The organism is Haloarcula sp. JP-L23, assembly GCF_011602445.1.
Lineage (GTDB): Archaea > Halobacteriota > Halobacteria > Halobacteriales > Haloarculaceae > Haloarcula > Haloarcula pellucida.
Window position 1 is genome coordinate 284339 of sequence record NZ_CP050014.1, and the last position, 18165, is coordinate 302503.

General features: G+C 67.8%; 12 protein-coding genes. 5 read left to right on the forward strand and 7 right to left on the reverse strand.

Translation table 11 applies throughout. The features are described from left to right. Positions 1–7 precede the first annotated feature (7 nt). From G9465_RS01395 to G9465_RS01410, 4 genes are all read left to right on the forward strand, one after another. On the forward strand, positions 8–3412 hold the full coding sequence (locus G9465_RS01395) for a PAS domain S-box protein (protein WP_227015667.1): 3405 nt from the start codon (positions 8–10) through the stop codon (positions 3410–3412). A gap of 90 nt (positions 3413–3502) precedes the next feature. Continuing rightward, on the forward strand, positions 3503–7255 hold the full coding sequence (locus G9465_RS01400; protein ID WP_166966843.1) for a PAS domain S-box protein: 3753 nt from the start codon (positions 3503–3505) through the stop codon (positions 7253–7255). 88 nt (positions 7256–7343) lie between these two features. Beyond that, positions 7344–7655 (forward strand): HalOD1 output domain-containing protein, encoded by a 312-nt coding sequence (locus G9465_RS01405; protein ID WP_166966845.1) that lies wholly within the window; start codon positions 7344–7346, stop codon positions 7653–7655. 40 nt (positions 7656–7695) lie between these two features. Next, positions 7696–7851, forward strand: coding sequence for a hypothetical protein (locus G9465_RS01410; RefSeq protein ID WP_166966847.1), 156 nt, complete (start codon positions 7696–7698; stop codon positions 7849–7851). A gap of 136 nt (positions 7852–7987) precedes the next feature. Here G9465_RS01410 and G9465_RS01415 read toward each other — a convergent pair whose 3' ends face one another. The 4 genes from G9465_RS01415 to G9465_RS01430 form a co-directional block, all read right to left on the reverse strand. Continuing rightward, entirely contained in the window at positions 7988–8830 is an 843-nt protein-coding gene (locus G9465_RS01415; protein WP_166966849.1) for an alpha/beta fold hydrolase, read from the reverse strand. Between the two features lie 233 nt (positions 8831–9063). Continuing rightward, positions 9064–9960 carry an FAD-dependent oxidoreductase gene (locus G9465_RS01420; protein ID WP_166966851.1) on the reverse strand — a complete coding sequence of 299 codons (897 nt, stop codon included), beginning with the start codon at positions 9958–9960 and terminating at the stop codon, positions 9064–9066. A gap of 152 nt (positions 9961–10112) precedes the next feature. Further along, complete coding sequence (locus G9465_RS01425) at positions 10113–11315, reverse strand: cation:proton antiporter (RefSeq protein ID WP_166966853.1); 1203 nt, start codon at positions 11313–11315, stop codon at positions 10113–10115. Next, a complete protein-coding gene (locus G9465_RS01430; RefSeq protein WP_166966855.1) occupies positions 11308–11799 on the reverse strand; it encodes a cation:proton antiporter regulatory subunit in 492 nt (163 codons plus the stop codon). The genes G9465_RS01425 and G9465_RS01430 overlap by 8 nt, the downstream gene beginning before the upstream one ends. 139 nt (positions 11800–11938) lie before the next feature. Here G9465_RS01430 and G9465_RS01435 point away from each other — a divergent pair, with 139 nt between their 5' ends. Then, positions 11939–12715, forward strand: a complete 777-nt coding sequence (locus tag G9465_RS01435) for a CbiX/SirB N-terminal domain-containing protein (RefSeq protein ID WP_166966857.1) — start codon at positions 11939–11941, stop codon at positions 12713–12715. Here G9465_RS01435 and G9465_RS01440 read toward each other — a convergent pair whose 3' ends face one another. From G9465_RS01440 to cobN, 3 genes are all read right to left on the reverse strand, one after another. Further along, positions 12716–13480 carry a cobalt-precorrin-7 (C(5))-methyltransferase gene (locus tag G9465_RS01440; protein ID WP_166966859.1) on the reverse strand — a complete coding sequence of 255 codons (765 nt, stop codon included), beginning with the start codon at positions 13478–13480 and terminating at the stop codon, positions 12716–12718. A 66-nt stretch (positions 13481–13546) separates the two neighbouring features. Next, complete coding sequence (locus G9465_RS01445) at positions 13547–14263, reverse strand: precorrin-8X methylmutase (RefSeq protein ID WP_166966861.1); 717 nt, start codon at positions 14261–14263, stop codon at positions 13547–13549. After that, a complete protein-coding gene (gene cobN / locus G9465_RS01450) occupies positions 14253–18149 on the reverse strand; it encodes a cobaltochelatase subunit CobN (protein ID WP_166966863.1) in 3897 nt (1298 codons plus the stop codon). Before cobN ends, G9465_RS01445 begins: the two co-directional genes overlap by 11 nt. Positions 18150–18165: the final 16 nt, after the last annotated feature.

The following is an 18165-nucleotide window of genomic DNA, read 5'->3' on the forward strand; positions in this document are numbered from 1 at the left end:
CGAGAGCATGGCTCGACACTCGTTGACCGAGGCCCTCCGAGAGACGCTCGCACTGTTCGACGGAGCGGGGACGCCCGTGACGACCACGGAGGCCGCCGAGCGACTCGGCCTCGGTCGGCGGAGTACCTACGACCGCCTCGACAGACTCGTCGACCGCGGTCGTCTCGATACGAAGAAAGTCGGCGCGAGCGCCCGCGTCTGGTGGCGACCGCCGTCGGACGACCCCGCCGGAGAGGCGGACGCCGACAGAGTGTTCGAGACGGCCCCCGTCGAACTGGTGGCCGTCGCCGCCGACGGGACCGTCGACCGCGCCAACGCGCGAGCGAGGCGCGCGCTGGGTCTCGACGGGTCGGTGGGGTCGGCGGCGACGGCGTTGGAGTTCTACGACGAGGGCGGCGACTCGCTCCCGCCGGATGGTCATCCCATCCGGACCGTCCTCGAAGACGACGCGACCGTCACCGATCGGCTACTCGGACACGAGACGCCGGACGGGGACCGTCGGTGGGTACGGCTCACCGCGTCGCCGATCGCGGCCGGGGACAGCGACGGTGCGGTCCTCGCCTGTACGGACGTCACGTCGCTGCGGCGGACCCAGGCCGAACTCGAACGCCAACGCGAACGGGTCGAAGACGAACTGCGAGAGGTGTTCGAGCGAATCGACGACGCCTTCTTCGCGCTCGACGAGGAGTGGCGGTTCACCCACGTCAACGACCGGGCCGCGACGCTACTCGACCGTTCGGCCGACGAACTGGTCGACGAGAGCGTCTGGGACGCGTTCCCGGAGGCGGTCAATTCCCAGTTCCAGACGGAGTACGAACGGGCCTTCGAGACCCAGGAGTCCCGGTCGTTCGAGGCGTACTACCCGCCGCTCGCGACGTGGTTCGAGGTCACCGCCTACCCCTCCGAAACCGGGCTCTCGGTGTACTTCCGGGACGTGACCGACCGCGTCGAACGCGAGCGGGAACTCGAACGGTACGAGACCATCGTCGAGACCGTCGAGGACGGCATCTACGTCGCTGACGACGACGGCCACTTCACCCACGTCAACGAGAGCTACGCCTCGATGGTCGGGTACGACCCGTCGGAACTCGTCGGGAAACACGTCTCGGCGGTCGTCGACGACGACGTCCTCGCGGAGGCCCAGCGCCTCGAACAGGAACTTGTGGCGGGCGAACGGACGCAGGCCGTCCTCGAAGCGGAGTTGGAGACAGCGGACGGCGAGACATTCGCCGGCGAAGCGACGTTCGCGCTGTTCGAGACGGAGGACGGGTACGAACGCGTCGGCGTCGTCCGCGACGTCACCGACCGCACGGAACGCGAGCGGGAGCTAGAACTGTACGAGAGTATCGTCGAGACCGTCGACGACGGTATCTACGCGGTCGATACCGACGGCGAGTTCGTCCTCGTCAACGAGCAGTTCTGTGAACTGACGGGCTACGAGGAGGCGGAACTCCTCGGGGCAGACGCGACGACAGTCCACGACGAAGTGATATCGGCGACGGCCGAGTCGATAGCCGACGAAGTCGTCTCGGGCGGCCGGGGCGTCGCGGGACTCGAACTCGACATCCAGACGAGTGACGGGGACACCGTCCCCTGTGAGGCTCGCTTCTCGCCGTTCCCGCTCGACGATGGGTTCGGTCGCTGTGGTGTCGTCCGGGACATCTCCGACCGTCTCGACCGGGAAGACGAACTCAAGCGTCGGGTCCACCAGCAAGAGGTCGTGACGGACCTCGGCCAGCGAGCGCTCGCAGACCGGGACGTAGACGCACTGATGGCGGAAGCAACCGAACTCGTCGCCGAGACGCTCGACAACGAGTACTGCAAGGTACTGGACCTCGACCCGGCGGCCGACGAACTGCTGCTCAGGGAGGGCGTCGGCTGGGACGACGGACTGGTGGGGTCGGCGACGGTGTCCGCCGTCGCCAACGATTCGCAGGCGTCCTACACGCTGGCGTCGTCCGCCCCGGTCGTCGTCGAGGACCTCGCGGTCGAACGTCGCTTCAGCGGCCCCGATCTGCTGACCGACCACGACGTCCGGAGCGGTATCAGCGTCATCATCGGACCGCAGGACGACCCGTGGGGGATTCTCGGGACCCACGACACCGCCCACAGGGAGTTCACCGACCACGACGTCAACTTCGTCCAGTCGGTCGCAGCCATCCTCGCCTCGGCAATCGCCAGACACGCCGACGAACAGGAACTGGTTCGCCAGCGCGAGCGCCTCGACGCGCTGAACAACCTCAACGAGGTCGTCCGCGAGATCACCGAGGCGGTCGCCGCCCAGTCGACCCGCCAGGAGATAGAGGAGACGGTGTGCCACCACCTCGCGAACTCGGCGTCCTACCAGTTCGCCTGGGTCGGCGAGGGTGACAGCGGCTCACAACGGGTCGTCCCGCGGGCCGAATCCGGTGCCGGGGACTACCTCGACGGGCTCGAGATATCCGTCGACCCGGACGACGAACGGGGCGGAGGGCCGACTGGCGAAGCTATCCGGACGGGCGAGATACAGACGGTCGGCGACGTCAGGACGGCAGACCACTACGAGTGCTGGCGGGACCAGGCCGAAGCGTACGGCGTCCGGGCGTCGGCCGCCGTCCCAATCGTCCACGAAGACACGATGTACGGTGTGTTGAACGTCTATGCCGGCCGAGAGAACGCCTTCGAGGGACAGGAGCGCGTGGTCGTCGAGCAGCTCGGTGAGGTCGTCGGCCACGCTATCGCCGCCACACAGCGGAAACAGGCGCTGATGAGCGACGAAGTCGTCGAGCTGCAGTTCCACATCCCCGACGTCTTCGAGACGCTCGACATCGACGTCGGGACCTGTGGCACCGTCACGCTCGACCACGCGATTCCCGTCGACGACGACGAGTACGTCGTCTACGGGTCGGCGACGCCGGACGCCGTCGAGAGCGTCCACGCCATCACCGACGCCATCCAACACTGGGAGTCGGTGACGTTCCGGGACGACGGGACCGATTTCGAGGCCCGGCTCTCGGAACCGCCGGTGCTGTCGGTCGTCGCCTCCGTCGGCGGGTTCGTCGAGTCGGCGGTCATCGAGGACGGCGACTACCGGATGACGATTCGCGTCTCGCCGACGGTCGACACACGCCAGATCATCGACGTCGTCACGGACGCGTATCCCCCGGCGCAACTCCTCAAGCGTCGACAGCGAACGCGGGACAGCGACGACCGCCTCCAGCGAGAACTGACCGAGGCGCTCACCGACAGGCAGCGAACGGCCCTCGAAGCGGCCTACCACGCCGGGTTCTTCGAGTGGCCGCGGGACGCCTCCGGACAGGACGTGGCGGACTCGCTCGGCATCGCCGCGTCGACGTTCCACCAGCACCTCCGCAAGGCCGAGCGCAAGGTCCTCGACCGGTGTCTCACCACCGCGATAGCGACCACGACGTAGGCCGTCGACGGCGGGCAGGTCACGGGTCCGTGGTCGACCCTCACAAAATAGGCGCGTTCCACTTCCACGGTGAACCCAAATGGGAAATACATGGGTATCAATCAGGGACAATCTGCGCGCCGTGTCCTCTACGTCGGCGCCGAGTCACTGTGGGCCGACGGGTTGCGGTCCGCGGTGGGCGACGCCGGCGAGGCGCGCGCCGAACGTACCGTCAGGACGGCCGCGGACGCCCTCGACGCCGTCGAGGGCGAGTCGGTGGCAGCCGTCGTCGCACAGTACGACCTGCCCGACGGAGACGGACTCTCGATGCTCTCCCGCTGTCTCGATGCACACTCCGGCGTCCTCACGATACTGGTCGCCGAGGAGTGCCCCCGGTCGCTGTTCGAGAGGGCCTACGAGACCGGCATCGACGAAGTCGTCCACTACACCGGGCCCGAGAAGCGGCGCCTCCTCAGCCACCACCTCCAGAACTACCTCGGGACGGACGAGTCCGCCACGTGGCAACCGCGGTTGAGCGAGCACATGACGTCGCTCGCCTCGACGATGTCCGACGCGATACTCTCCGTCGACGAAGAGAGCGTCGTCCGCTATGCCAACCCCGCCGTCGAGGACGTGTTCGGCTACGAACCGGAGTCGCTGCTCGGCGAACCGCTGACGGTGCTGATGTCCGACGAACTCGCGGCGCGACACGTCGCGGGGATGCAACGCTACCTCGCGACGGACGAGCGAACCATCGACTGGGACGACGTCGAACTGGTCGGCCGGCACAAGGATGGCCACAGTATCCCGCTCAGCATCTCGTTTTCGGAGTTCCGCGTCGGGTCCGACCGGTACTTTACGGGCGTCATGCGCGACATCACCGACCGCAAACGGCTACGGGCAGAGCGGGAACTGTACCACGAGACCACTCAGCGAATCCTTCAGGCCGACTCCTTCGAGGGCGGCCTGCACGTCGGCCTCGAGGCGGTCGGGTCGGCGATGGACTGGCAGTACGGGGAAGCGTGGGTCCGGTCTGCGGAGGACCACCTCGAACGCGTTCCCGGATGGTACGTCGCGAGCGAGTCGGCAGAGGCGTTCGCAAACGCCACGTCACCCATCTCCTTCGAACCGGGGTCCGGTCTCGTCGGCCACGTCTGGGAGTCCAGGTCGCCCGAGTGGGTGACCGACATCACCACCGACGACGCGCCGTTCGTACGGGCGTCGGCCGCCGACGACGCCGGTCTGCGGGCGGCCCTCGGCGTCCCGATACTGAGCGACCGCACCGTCGTCGCGGTGATGGCGTTCTTCCTGGACGAGACTCGGGAACCCGACGAGGCGATGATCGAAGCGACGACGACCGTCGCCGCGGACCTCGGTCGATTGCTGCGGCGTCTCAAGACGGAGACGGCCCTTCGGGAGGAGCGAGAGCTGAAAGACCGCATCCTAGAGACGAGTCCGGTCGGTATCGTCATCGTCGACGAGGACGACACCTTCCGGTACATCAACGACCGGGCGGCCGACATCATGGGCATCGACGCCTACGAGGGGCCGGTCACGGAGGCGGCGCTGGACGCGGAACTGTTGCGCTTCGAGGGCGTCCCCGTAGACGAGCACCGGCGGCCGCACGACCGGGTCATACAGGACGGCGAGACGATCGGCGGCGAAGCGCTGCTCAGAATCGACGGCGAGACGCGGTGGCTGTCGGTCCGCGGGGCGCCGTTACGCGGCGAGGAGGCCGCGGTGACTTCCGCGGTGTACTCCCTGCAGGACGTAACCGACCGGAAAGAGCGAGAGCGCCGCCTCCAGCGACAGCAGGCGGTGATGCAGACGGTCCGTGACGGTCTGTACGCAGTCGACACCGAGGGGAAGTTCGTCGCCGTCAACGACGCCTACACCGAACTCACCGGGTACGACCGCGAGGAACTCGTCGGAAGCCACGCCAGCGAGTTCGTCGATGCGCGGGTCACCGACGAGGCGCGTTCCCTGCAGGCAGATACCGATACCAACGGACACGAGAGCGCCACGCTCGAAGCGGTGTTGACCACGGCAGACGGCGGGCAGGTCCCTATCGAGACCCACATCTCGCCGTTCGAGTTCGAGGACGGGGGCTACGGATGGGTCGCCGTCGTCCGGGACATCACGGACCGAAAGCGCCGCGAGGAGCGACTCGCCAGCCTCAACGAGATCGGACAGGCCCTGACCGCCGCCGAGACGGCGGGCGAAGTGGCCGACATCGTCGTCGGCGGGGCCAGAGAGATACTCGACCTCCCGCTGACGACCGTCCAGTACTACGACGAGGCGGCCGGACGGCTTCGTTCGGCCGCCCAGACGGCGGAACTCGAAACGCTCGTCGGCAACGGGCCGGTGTTCAGTTCGGAGTGGGGCGCCCCGTCGCAGGTGTACGCGGAGAGTGAGGGGCGAGTCGTCGCCGACCTCGAACAGGACGACAGCCTCGACGAGGACGAGACGCCGCTAGAGAGCGCCATCATCTTCCCGGTCGGGACCCACGGCGTCTTCATCGCTGGAGCGACGGAGACCGGCGCGTTCACCGACGCCGACGTGATGGTCGCGAAGATCCTCGTGGCGAACGCCGTCGCCGCCCTCGACCGGGTCGACCGCGACCGGGAACTGCGGGAGAAGACCGCCCGACTGGCGGAACACAACGAGTCGCTCCATCGCATCAACCGACTCAACGACATCATCCGCGGGTTGACCCAGGAACTCACACAGGCCGCGACGCGCGACGACATCGAGCGGGCCGTCTGTGAGAACCTCGCCGACGCCGATCCGTACGTCTTCGGGTGGATAGCCGAGCAGCGAGCGAGCGGCAACGAGGTGGTCCCGCGTGCGAGTTCGGGCGACGACGAGGGGTACCTCGAGTGGTTCGTCGACGCGGACGCGCCGGCGAGCGACGAGACGCCGACCGAAACCGCCATCAGAACCCACAAACCCGTCGTCGAGAACAACCTGCACGCAGATCCGCCCCTAGAGCCGTGGCAGACACAGGCGCTCAAGAGCGGCTATCACGCCAGCATCGCCGTGCCGCTGATGTTCCGCGATACGGTCTACGGTGTCCTGAACCTCTATGCGGACGAAACCGGCACCTTCGACGGGATGGAGACGGCGGTACTCGCCGAACTGGGCACGATGATAGGGTACGCCATCAACGCGATAGAGCGCAAGAAGGCCCTCGTCAGCGACGGCGCCGTCGAACTCAGGTTCACTGTCGACGACGGGACGATCCCCCCACTCCAGCTTTGCAAAGCGACCGACAGCGAGTTCGAGTTCGACGAACTGGTCCAACACAGCGACGGCAGTATTCGGGTGTTCTTCACCGTCACCGGGTCCGATCCCGAGGCCGTCTACCGGTACAGCGACGAGATACCGTCGGTCCACGAGGTCAACTTGCTCACGAAACACGACGACACGTGTCGGTACGAGGCCATGGTCGGCGATTCGGGGTTCCTCGCGGAACTCGTCGCGTACGGCGCGCACCCGACGGCGGTGACCGCCAGCGCCGACGGCGGAGAGGTGTGTGTCGAACTACCACAGAGTGGAGACGTGCAGTCGTTCGTCCGGATGTTCCTAGAGCGCTACGAGGGGAGTGAACTGGCCGCGCGAACCGAACGAGACACCCCCGTCCAGACGCTCGCGGAGTTCGAGGCGAACTACCGGGACCGACTGACAGAACGACAGCGAGAAGTGCTGGAGACGGCGTACTTCAGCGGGTTCTTCGAGTGGCCGCGGGAGACGACCGGACAGGAGTTAGCGGAGATGCTCGACATCTCGCAACCGACTGTCAGCCGACACATCCGAACCGGGGAGCGAGAGCTGTTCGAGTTGGTTTTCGACGGCGACGACTAACCGAGGCTAGATATCTAGCACCCGGGTTCGGCTCGGCGGTATATCCTTATCGAGAGCGGCTATGTGAGTAGGGACAGTACACTGTAGTATGATCGGAACCACCCCCGAACCGAACGAGAACGTCGTCGCCGACGGCCCGGATTCCCTGGTCGTCACCATCAGCGAGAAACTCGCTGCCGAACGGGGAGTGTCACCCCGGGAACTGCCGGCGCTGAACGACTACGTCAACGTCGACGCACTCGCGTCCCTGTTCAACTCGCCCGGAAGCGCCCACCTGACGACGTCCGGGCGCGTCCGTTTTCAGGTCGAGCACAACGAGATACAGGTAGACCACGACGGGACCGTCTCGGTCAGGACGCTCGGTGCCGAATCGTCGCCCGTAGAGACCGTACAGGACTGAACGGCAACCGATGCGAGAACACCACGACCGAGATTCGACCATGATTGCGAACGAAGACGACCAAGAAGAGACGACCCTAGAGCGATACCGTGCCATCGAATACCGCGGCGAGAACGGCCTCGTGACGATCATCCAGGACACCGAGAACGAGGGAGCCTGGATACAGTCCGACGTCAGACGGGACGTCCTGCCGTAGCGACCGCCGCTGCAGTCCTGCCGGCCCTCGATTGCTGCCGAGTGCCCTCACGACCGCCGTGGCGAGATTTTGTATAGCGGTATGGGATTTATTCAGAGGGCCGACGTAGCCAGCGGAGAGCGACGGTCGCACACTCTCAGCGGCCAGCGACGGCCGCATCGACGTGTCGAGCGACGGCGTCGGGATTCTCCCGGGGCGCCCAGTGGGCGCAGTCGTCGAGGACGTGGAGTTCGGCGTCGGGAATCCCCTCGGCGGCACGTTCGGCCCACGCGACCGGGAACAACTCGTCGTGGGCGCCATGGAGCAACCGGGTCGGAACCACGAGGTCGTCGTAGCGGTCGGTGAACGTCGTCCGGTAGCCGTGTCGGGTCACCTCCGCGTCGCGGAACCGCCGGAACGCCGCACCGGCGGTCGGTCGCTTGACCTCCTCGTAGACGGCGTCGACGGCGGCCGCGGGGAGAGCATCGAGGTCGTGGACGAGACCACCCAGACTCGCACGCGTGAGACGGCGACTCCGGCGGAAAGCCGCGATGGCGATGCGGTTGAACACCTGCACCCGCGCGAGGAACAGCGAGAGGTGGCCGTTCGGCAGGTCGCGTCCGAGACCGAACGGATCGATGGGTACCAGCGTCTCGACGAGGTCCGGTCTGTCGAGGGCGAGTTGGATGGCGACACCGCCCCCAAGCGAGAGGCCCACCAGCGTCACCGGCCCGCAGTCGAGAGCGTCGAGGACGCCCGCGACTATCTCGGCGTGTCGCGGAATCGAGTAGGTGTCGTCGATCAGGTCACTCTCGCCGTAGCCGAGCAAGTCCGGCGCGAGGACGTAGTACTCGGGGGCGAGACGGTCGAACACCGGCGGCCACGAGACGTGGGCCGCGTCGATGATACCCCCGTGTAAGAGGACGACAGGGTGGCCGTCACCGGCCGCTCTGTAGTGGATTCGCGCGCCGTCGACCGTGACCGCTCCCTCGTCGACCATGGCGGACGCTCGTCGGCCATCCACTGAAGCGTTTCGTCGTCTGAACCGAATTCGACTCGTTCGGGACTTTTCGGGCGATTTCGTCGCCGGTTCTGTGTTCCGGTTGAGATGGTCGGTAAATCGTATTTCGCTATACGAAATGTGCTACTCGACGCTTCGACCGTGGCATCGGCCCGGGACCGAGTCGTGGTAGCACCGTCGGTAGCGGCGTCGAAGGCGGAGTCCGCGAGCGGTCACTCGCCTGCCGTGCCGGACGCCTCTTCGATTTCGCGGGCGCGTTCGAGGACGAGGGCGTCGTCTACGTGGTCCAGCAGTCGCCGCTGGCCGCGCTCCGTCCGTGCCGCTATCTCCGCCTCGGAGACGTACGTCGCCAGTCGCCGGTCGATGGCCTGCTCCCGGAGTTCGATGCGTCGCTCGTCGGCGAGGCCGTGGTCCTCGGGGAGGCGGCAGTCGAACCACTCGCGCCACCGGTCCCGGTCGTCCCACTCCTCGTCACGCGCGTTCTCGGGGCGGACCCAGTCGTAGTGGTCCGCGACGGCGTCCGGATAGCCCCGTTCACGACGGGCGTGCGCGACGAGTTCGAGTGCGGTGCGGGCCCCGCGCCCGGCGGCGACGATTGCCTGCCGGTCCGTATCGTGGGACGGTGAGGCGACGTACAGGCCCTCGACGGGCGTCGTCCCGTCGGGGTCGGCGTACGAACGGTCGAAGCGCTCGCGTTCCTCGCCGTCGTACTCGTGGCGCTCGAACATCGCGCCGTCGTCGAGCGGACGGAGGTACGCACCGTCGTACCGGGTCGCGGCGAGGACGTACCGCGTCGTGACCGCGCGGCCGTCCTGTGTCCGGACGACGAACCCGTCGCCGTCGTCGGCGCGCTCGACCGAGGCGACGAGGTCTGGGACGACCGTCCCACCCGCCTCCTCGACGTGGTCGTGCATCAGTGCGTACAGCGTCTCGACGTCGACGCCGGCGGGGAACCCGAGGTAGTTCTCCAGATACGCACACTGCTTGAGAGACGACCGCCCACGGTCGAAGACCACCGTATCCAGACCGTCGCGAGCCAGAAAGACCGCGGCCGAACAGCCGGCCGGTCCACCGCCGACCACGACGACATCGCGGTCCTCGTCGTTCACGTTGGGTCACCTTGTCCCGTCGAACCGTTCCCGAGTTGCCGTTCCATACGGGGACACCCGGCTACCCGAACATACCGTTTGCGATTTTTTGGCCGGCCTAAAATGTGTCGCCGGGGACTGCGACGGACGACAGACACAGGGACGGCGGGCGGTCAGCTCCGAGAGTCGGTACCCATCACCGACAGGACGGCGTCGGTGATGCCGTCGGCCCGGTCGACGAGGACGCTCCCGACGACGCTCATCACGAGGACGTAGCCGACGGCGAACGCGGGGATGACGGAGCCGAGTCGGCCGGTACCGATGCTGGCCGCGAGTGCGACGAGGACCAGCGAGAACTCGCCGCGAGGGACCAGTCCCAGTCCGACCCGGAGCGAGCGCCGCTGGTCCAGACCGTACACCCGGCCCGAGAGCGTCCCGCTGAGGAGTTTCCCGGCCGTCGTCGCCACCACCGCCACCGCGAGCAGTCCGGCGACGCCCGCGAGCAGCGTCACGTCCGTCGAGAGCCCGATGGCGAAAAAGAAGACGGCGGCAAAGAGGTCCCGGGCCGGCGCGACGATGTGTTCGATGCGCTCGACGTGGGTCGTCTGGCTGAGGCCGGTGCCGAGGAAGAAGGCGGCGACGGCCTCGCTGACACCCAGTGCTAGCGCCGCCCCCGCGACAACGGTGGTCAGCCCGACGACCCGGAGAACGAACTGTTCGTCGGAGCCAGTCGCAAAGAAGCGCTCGAACCACCCGGCACCGTACCACGCGGCGACCGAGAGGCCGCCGAGAAAGAGGAAGGCCACGCCGACGGAGGTGGCCGCCGACCGCAAGCCCCCGCCGCCGGTGATGGCCGCCAGCAGAGCGAGGTAGACGGCGATGAGGATGTCCTCGAACACGAGGGTTCCGAGGATGGGACTGGACTCCGCGTTGGCTATCCACCCCGTCTCGATGAGCGACTTCGTGACGACGGCCGAGGAAGAGATATAGACGATACCCGCCAGAAACAGCGTCTCGACGAACGTCCACCCGAAGGCGAGGCCGATGACCGCGCCGATGCCGAAGTTGACGACGAAGTCCAGCGCGCCGACGGCGGATATCTTCCGGCGGTCCCGGAGCAACTGGTCGACGCTGAACTCCAACCCGAGAAAGAACAGCAGGAAGACGACGCCCAGTTCCGCCAGTACGTCGATGACCTCCCCCTCGTTCACGAGAGCGACGGGGACGCCCAACAGCGCCGTCGGCTCGTTTGGACCCAGCAGGACGCCGACGAGGATGTACGCCGGAATGACCGAGAGGCCGATACGCCCCGCCAGCATGCCCGCGAGGGCGACCCCGAGGACGGCGATACCGACTTCGAGAAGGAGTTCAGCCATCGTCGTCGGGGGTGATCAGGTCTTCGAGCGCCGACTGCTCTTCGCGGGTCCCCAGCGTCACGAGGATGTCGCCAGCGGTGATGGTGTCTTCGGGGTCGGGATTCGGGAGCGTCTCCTCGTCGCGCTGGATAGCGATGATGGACGCCCCGGTCTGCTGGCGGACCTGCGCGTCGGCGAGCGTCTGCCCGGCCAGCGGCGACTCGGCCCCGACGTCGACCCACTCGATGATGGCGTCGCCCAGCGGGACGTCCACCGAGTCCGTCTCGACCGGCTGAAAATACGCGCCCTGCAGGATAGAACCTATCTCGCGGGCCTGTCGGCCGCCGAGCGTGAAGAGGCGGTCGGCGTCGACGTCCGGCCCGTCCTTGTGGAACACTTCGCGTTTCCCGTCGTGGTGGATGACGATGACGAGTCGCTCGTCCCCGTCGAGTTCCACCTCGAACTTCTTGCCCACGCCGGGAACGTCTGTCTCGTAGACGGTCATACCGGGGTAACCACCGCGAGGGAAATAAGCGTCGGGCCGCGAGGTGGGTGACCACAAGCTATTAGTGCCCGCGTTCCATCGTCAAGGCAACAATAGTTTGGCTAAATCAACCTGACTTGATTTAGTCGGCAGAGAACCCATGCCTCACGAAACACTCCTGCTCATCGGTCGAGAGACTGCCCGCGCGACGACCGCGTTCGAGACGCACGCCCGGCGGCTCCGGGACCGGGACCTCGTGGACGACGTTCGGTTGCTGACCTACGGCGAGGAGCCACGTCGGACGCTGACCGATGCCGTCGCCGACCTCGACACGGACCGGGTCGTCGCCGTCCCGCTGACGGTCGCACACGACCACGTCACGCTCCAGACGGTGCCGACGCTGTTGAGTGACGCCGACGCGACGGTCCGGTACTGCGAACCGGTCGGCCGGAACGCACTCGTGACCGCCGCCGTCGAGGCTCGGGCGGCCGCGGCCGCCCCGACCGACGCCGGGACGTCGGTGGCACTGGTCGCGGCGGGGTCGAGCAGACGGCCCTACCAGCGACAGGTCACGGAGTACCACGCCGAGCGACTCCGTCGACGGTCCGCGTTCGGCGAAGTCGTCCCCTGCTACCTGCGGCAGAACCCCGCGGTAGAGTGTGTCCGCTACAACCTCACCGGCGACCACGCCGTCGCGGTGCCGCTCTTTCTCAGCGAGTGTCCCGCCACAGCCGACTACATCCCGGAGAAGCTCCAGCTCGACCGGGGTGGGCTGGCGTACGCGGCCCCGCTGGGCGACCACGAACACGTCACGGAGGCCATCGTCTCGACCGTCGAGACCGAACGCGCCCTCGATACGGGTCCGACGCCACAGACCTTCGAGGAGACGTTGACCGCGACGGCACGCGCGATGGCGACCGACGGCGAGGGCCGGTAGTCAGTCCCGCCGGACCACGAGCACCGAGAGGTCGGAAAACGGCGTCCCGTCGGCGCCGTCACCGCCGGCGTGGTCGGTGAGGGTACCGAGGGTGGTCGCGGTTCGCTGTTCGTTCTCGTGGGTGAGTCGCTCGTACACTAGCGCCGGCAGGTCCGGGTCCGCTCCGGACTCGACGAGGTCGGCGGCGACGTCACCGGGCATCAGGTCGTACGGTCGGGGCAACACCAGTAGGTGCCGCTCGCCGACGTCACGGCGTAGCCGCTCGCGGTCGGCCGAGAGGTCGCCGCTCTTGTGGAGCGTGACGAACGTCGTGTCTTCCATCGGCGTCCGGGCGCGACTCGCCGCCATCTGAAGCGAGGAGATGCCGGGGACGACCCTGACCGGCGCGTCGACGGCGCGCTGGACCTTCCCGACGAACTGATAGCCAGAGTGGTTCGGGTCGCCCATCAGGACCGCCGTCCCGCGCTCTCCCGACGCCACCCGCTCGGCGAACGTCGCCAGCGTCTCGCTCTCGTCTCGATACCCGCAGGTCAGCAGGTCGGCGTCCGTCCGGTCGGCGACGAACTCGACGACAGTCTCGAAGCCGGCGACCACGTCGGCCTCGCGGATGGCTCGCTCACCCCGTGGCGTGAGGTAGTCGAGGTTCCCCGGGCCGATGCCGACAGCGTAGACCGGGCGGGCGGCGTCGGGGTCCTCAGGGACCGCGGCCGCGAGGTTCGCCGGGTCCGGGCCGCCGTCGAGGTCGTAGTCGTCGCTCTCAGTCATCGAGTGCGACCTCGCCCTCGCGGCTCGCGGGTCCATCCTCCCCGCTCGCTCTTCCCGAGGGGGCGGTCACAGATCGACCGCCCCCTCGCGAGCGTCCGAAGCCACGTGAATCAACTCGTTCGTGAGTCCCGCCGCGAGTCCGGACCCGCCGCGACGCCCGACGTTCGTGATGGCCGGGACGCCGTGATCGGCGGCGACCTCACGGAGGCGTGTCCTGCTCTCGGCGGCCTTCACGAACCCGACCGGCGTGGCGACGACGACGGCGGGACGGGTGCCGTCCTCGATGCAGTCTGCGAGTGCGAGCGCCGCCGTCGGCGCGTTGCCCACGACGGCAATAGACCCGTCGTAGACGCCCTTCCTGTCGAGTTCGAGGACCGAGGCGGCGGTCCGGGTCATCCCCGTCTCGGCCGCGAGGTCGGCCCCGTTACCGATTGCCTTCCGGACCGGACAGTCGTGGCCCCGGCCCGTGATACCAGCCTTCACCATCGTGATGTCGGTGACGACGGGGGCCGTATCGAGGACCGCACGCGCGCCCGCCCTGACCGGTTCGTCGTCGTCGACGCCGGTGAACCGGACTAGGTGCTGGAACTCGGGGTCGCCGGTCGCGTGGACGGACTTCTGGCGAATCCGGTCGGCCAGCGTCTCGTCTGGGACCAGTTCGCGCACGCGGTCCATCGACGTCTCCGCGATGTCCATCGCGTTCTCCGTGGTCGCACCGAGGTCGGCGTACTCGTCGAAGTCCGCCCCGTCTTCGGCTGTCGCGTCGTCCGGGTTAGTCGTCATCGCTGGTCACCTCCGTGGGGTCGCCGGCGGGGTCACTGCTCGCACGGGCTTCGAGGTCACCATCCACGTCGAGATGCAGGTCGCGCAGTCGGTCCTCGGTCTCGGCATCGGCGTCCCAGAGGCCGCGGTCGATGGCCTCCAGCAGGGTATCGGTAATCGAGTCCAGCGCCCACGGATTCACGTCGCGGAGCCAGTCCTGTCGGTCCTCGTCGAAGGCGTAGCGCTCGGCCACGTCCGCCCAGAGTGTGTCGCTGACGACACCGGTGGTGGCGTCCCAGCCAAGGACCACGTCGACCGTCGTCGAGAGGTCGCCGGCGCCTTTGTAGCCGTGTTCCTCCATCGAGTCGAGCCACGACGGGTTGAGGACGCGGGCGCGCATCGCCTTGCGGACCTTCTCCTCGTTCGTGTAGACGTCGACGTCGTCCGGGTCCGACGAATCTCCCACGTAGGAATCCGGTTCCTCGCCGGCTATCTCGGTGACGGCGGAGATGAACCCGCCGTGGAAGGCGTACCAGTCCGAGGAGTCGAACTCGTCCTGTTCGGCGGTGTCCTCTATCTTGACCGTCGCCTCCACCGACGAGAGGCGGCGCTCGAAGGCGTCGTGGGCGTCGCTGACGCGGCCCCGGGACCCCATCGCGTAGCCGCCCCACTGGACGTACACGTCGGCGAGGTCCGAGCGGTCGTCCCAGTTGCCCTCGTCGACGGCCTTGTTCGTCCCGGCGCCGTAGCCGCCGGGTCGGGTCGTGAACACGCGGTGTGTCGCGGCGTCGCGGGCGTCGTCTTCGGCCATCCCGTCGGCCACGAGGTCTTCTGTCTCTTCCTCGACGTGCTTCTTGACGTAGTTCATCTCGTGGGGTTCGTCGAGGTCCACGACGGCCTCGACGGCGTCGTGGACGACGCTCGCGGCGGCGGGGAACGCGTCCCGGAACAGACCGGAGACCCGCGTCGTCACGTCGATTCGCGGCCGGCCGAGTTCCGCCAGCGGAATCGGGTCGACGTCCTCGACGCGGCCGGCGTCGGACCACACCGGTTCGACGCCCATCAGCGCGAGGACCTGTGCGATGGTCTCCCCGCGCGTCCGCACCGTCGGGGTGCCCCAGACGACGACGCCTATCTCTTCGGGGTAGTCGCCTTCGTCGGTCTCATGTCTGTCGAGGACGCCCTCGGCCACCTCGCTGCCGACCTCCCACGCGGATTTGGCCGGGACCTTCCGCGGGTCCAGCGTGTAGAAGTTCCGCGCCGTCGGGAGCAAGTCGACGCCGCCGCGGGTCGGCGCGCCGGACCCGCCCGGCGGGACGTACTCGCCTTCGAGGGCATCTGCAGTTCGGGGTATCTCGTCGGCCGCGCCTGCGACCCGCGGGGCAGCCTCCTCGCAGACGTAGGCCAACACCTCGCGCAGGTCGTCGTGAGCGCCCGAGCGGGCGCGGGCGTCCCCGAGCGGGTCGACGTCGACGACGAGGAGGTTCATGTTCACCTCCGAGTCGCCGTCGTCAAGTTCGCTCTCGGGCACGTCGAACCCGTGGTCGGCCAGCGTCCGGACGAGGTCCTTGCTCGTCTCGTGGACGTGGTCGGCGGCCTCGGCGTAGGTCATCCCCAGCGCCTCGTCGTACTCGCCGGGGGCGTTGCGGAGGTTGTCGTAGTCGACGCCGAGGACGCCGGCGACGCTCTCACGGAGGGACGGAGCACCCGGATTCTCCAGTCGCGTGAGCGCGACGAGGTAGTCGACGAGGCGGTCGTCGGCGGGCGGTTCGCCCATCGTGTGCAGGCCCTTCCGAATCTGGGTCGTCTTGACGTCGGTGAGGTACTCGTGGACGCGCTCGACCAGTTCGTCGATGGAGAGGTCGTCGCCCTCGACGGCACCCTCGGCGAGGGTCGTGCCCGCTTCGTCGGGACCCCTCACGTCCGCTCGCTCGTCTATCTCGCCCTCGATACCGAGTTCGACGGCGAGGTCCAGTTCGTCGACCGTCTCCCGAATCAGGTCCGCGAGATAGTCGCCGTCGTCGGTACGGGCGTCCTCCATCCCGGCCTCGCGGTAGCGGTCGGCCAGTTCCTCTAGTTCTGCGAGGTCGTCGTAGGTGCCGGCGTTGGCCATCACCGGCGTGAGGTAGTCGACGATGGCGGCGTACGAGCGCCGTTTCGCCTGCGTCCCCTCGCCGGGGTTGTTGACGATGTAGGGGTAGACGTTCGGGATGTCGTCGATTAGCTGGTCCGGCGCGCTCTCGCCGTCCAGCCCCACCGTCTTGCCGGGGAGCCACTCCAGACTGCCGTGGGTGCCCAGATGGACGACGGCGTCGGCCTCGTATGCGTTCCGGAGCCAGCGGTAGAACGCGACGTAGTCGTGGGGTGGCTGGAGGTCCGAGTCGTGGTATACCTTCGAGGGGTCCATGCCGAACCCGCGCGGGGGCTGGACCGTGACGAGGACGTTGCCGAACTCGACGCCGGGGATGGCGAACGGCCGGTCGGGCGGGTCGCCCCACTCCTCGACGACGTTCTCGCGGAAGCCCGAATCGAGGGCGGCGAACCAGTCGGCGTACTGGTCGGGCGAGACGGTGTCGACGCTCATCTCGCGGACGTCCTCGGGCGCGACCCAGCGGTCGTCCAGCGTCAGTTGAGCGGTCAGACGCTCGACGAGCGACTGGCCGGAGTCGGGCATCTCATCGCCCAGATGACATCCTCTCGCGTCGAGTTCGTCGAGGAGATTCACCGTGCTCTCCGGCGAATCGAGGCCGAAGGCCGTCCCGATGCCGTCGTCGCTGGGCGGGTAGTTGTGGAGGACGACGGCCACGTTCTTCTCGTCGTTTGGCGTGTGGCGCAGGGCGGCCCAGTTGACCGCGAGGCGGGCGACGTGGTCCACCCGGTCGTCGATGGGGAAGTGCTGTTTCGGCGCGCTCCCGATGTCGGCGTCGTCGTCGGTGCGTTCCTTCCCGGAGATGGGATGCGTAATCACGTTGCCGTCGAACTCCGGCAGTGCCACCGAGAGCGCGAGTTCGAAGCCCATCACGCCGGTGTCGCTGGCGTCGTACCGGGAGCGCGAGCGCATCGTCGTCACCGTCTGGAGGACCGGCACGCCGAGTCTGTCGAGGAACACGTCCTCGGCGCCGTCGCCCTCGTCACTGGCGCTCCGCCCGCGTTCGTCCATCGACAGCGAGAACATGAACGACGAGCAGACGGCGTCGACCCGCGAGTTCCCGTCGTCGTCCAACAGCCACTCCTCGGTCACCTGCTCGGCGTTCCACTGCCCCTCGGCGTCGGTCGCCGGTTCACAGAAGATGGGGAGCGCGTTCGCTCCCTCGCGTTCGATGGCCCGCACCTGCGCGTCGACGTAGCGGGTGTTCTCGTGGGTCCAGTGTGATTCGTAGAACCACACGGCGACGGTCGGTTTCTCGGGGTCGAAGGTCGCGTACAGGTCCTCGAACCCCGCGGCGGGGTGGTCCGGGTGATAGACGCCCTCCGTCGGGAGGTGGACCGGGTCGTCGTAGGCGGGGTCGGCGTCGCCGTACTGCGCGACGAGGTAGCGCGCGCAGTTGGCGACGTTGCTCGCCCCGCCCCGCTCTAAGTACTCGTAGACGGTCGCCCGGTGTTCGTCGGGGACCGACGTGTCCTCGAACGCGAAGGCGTCGCCGGTCGCCTTCACGACCAATGGGACGCCCGCCGCCCGAAGTCGCTCGACTGCCCGGTCGTACCCGGGCATGCTGTCCTCGGCGCCGTGAAGCCAGAGGACGACGGCGTCGGCCGTCTCCAGTTCTGTGAGGAACGCCTCGACGGCCGGTTCGTCGTCTAAGTCGCTCTCCGAGCGCACCGTGAGGTCGGCGTCGACCTCTGAGGCGGCGCGCTGGACGGCCCCGAGTTCGTTCTCCGTCGCGGTGTAGAGTCCGATGTGTGGCATAAGGTTGTTAAACTCC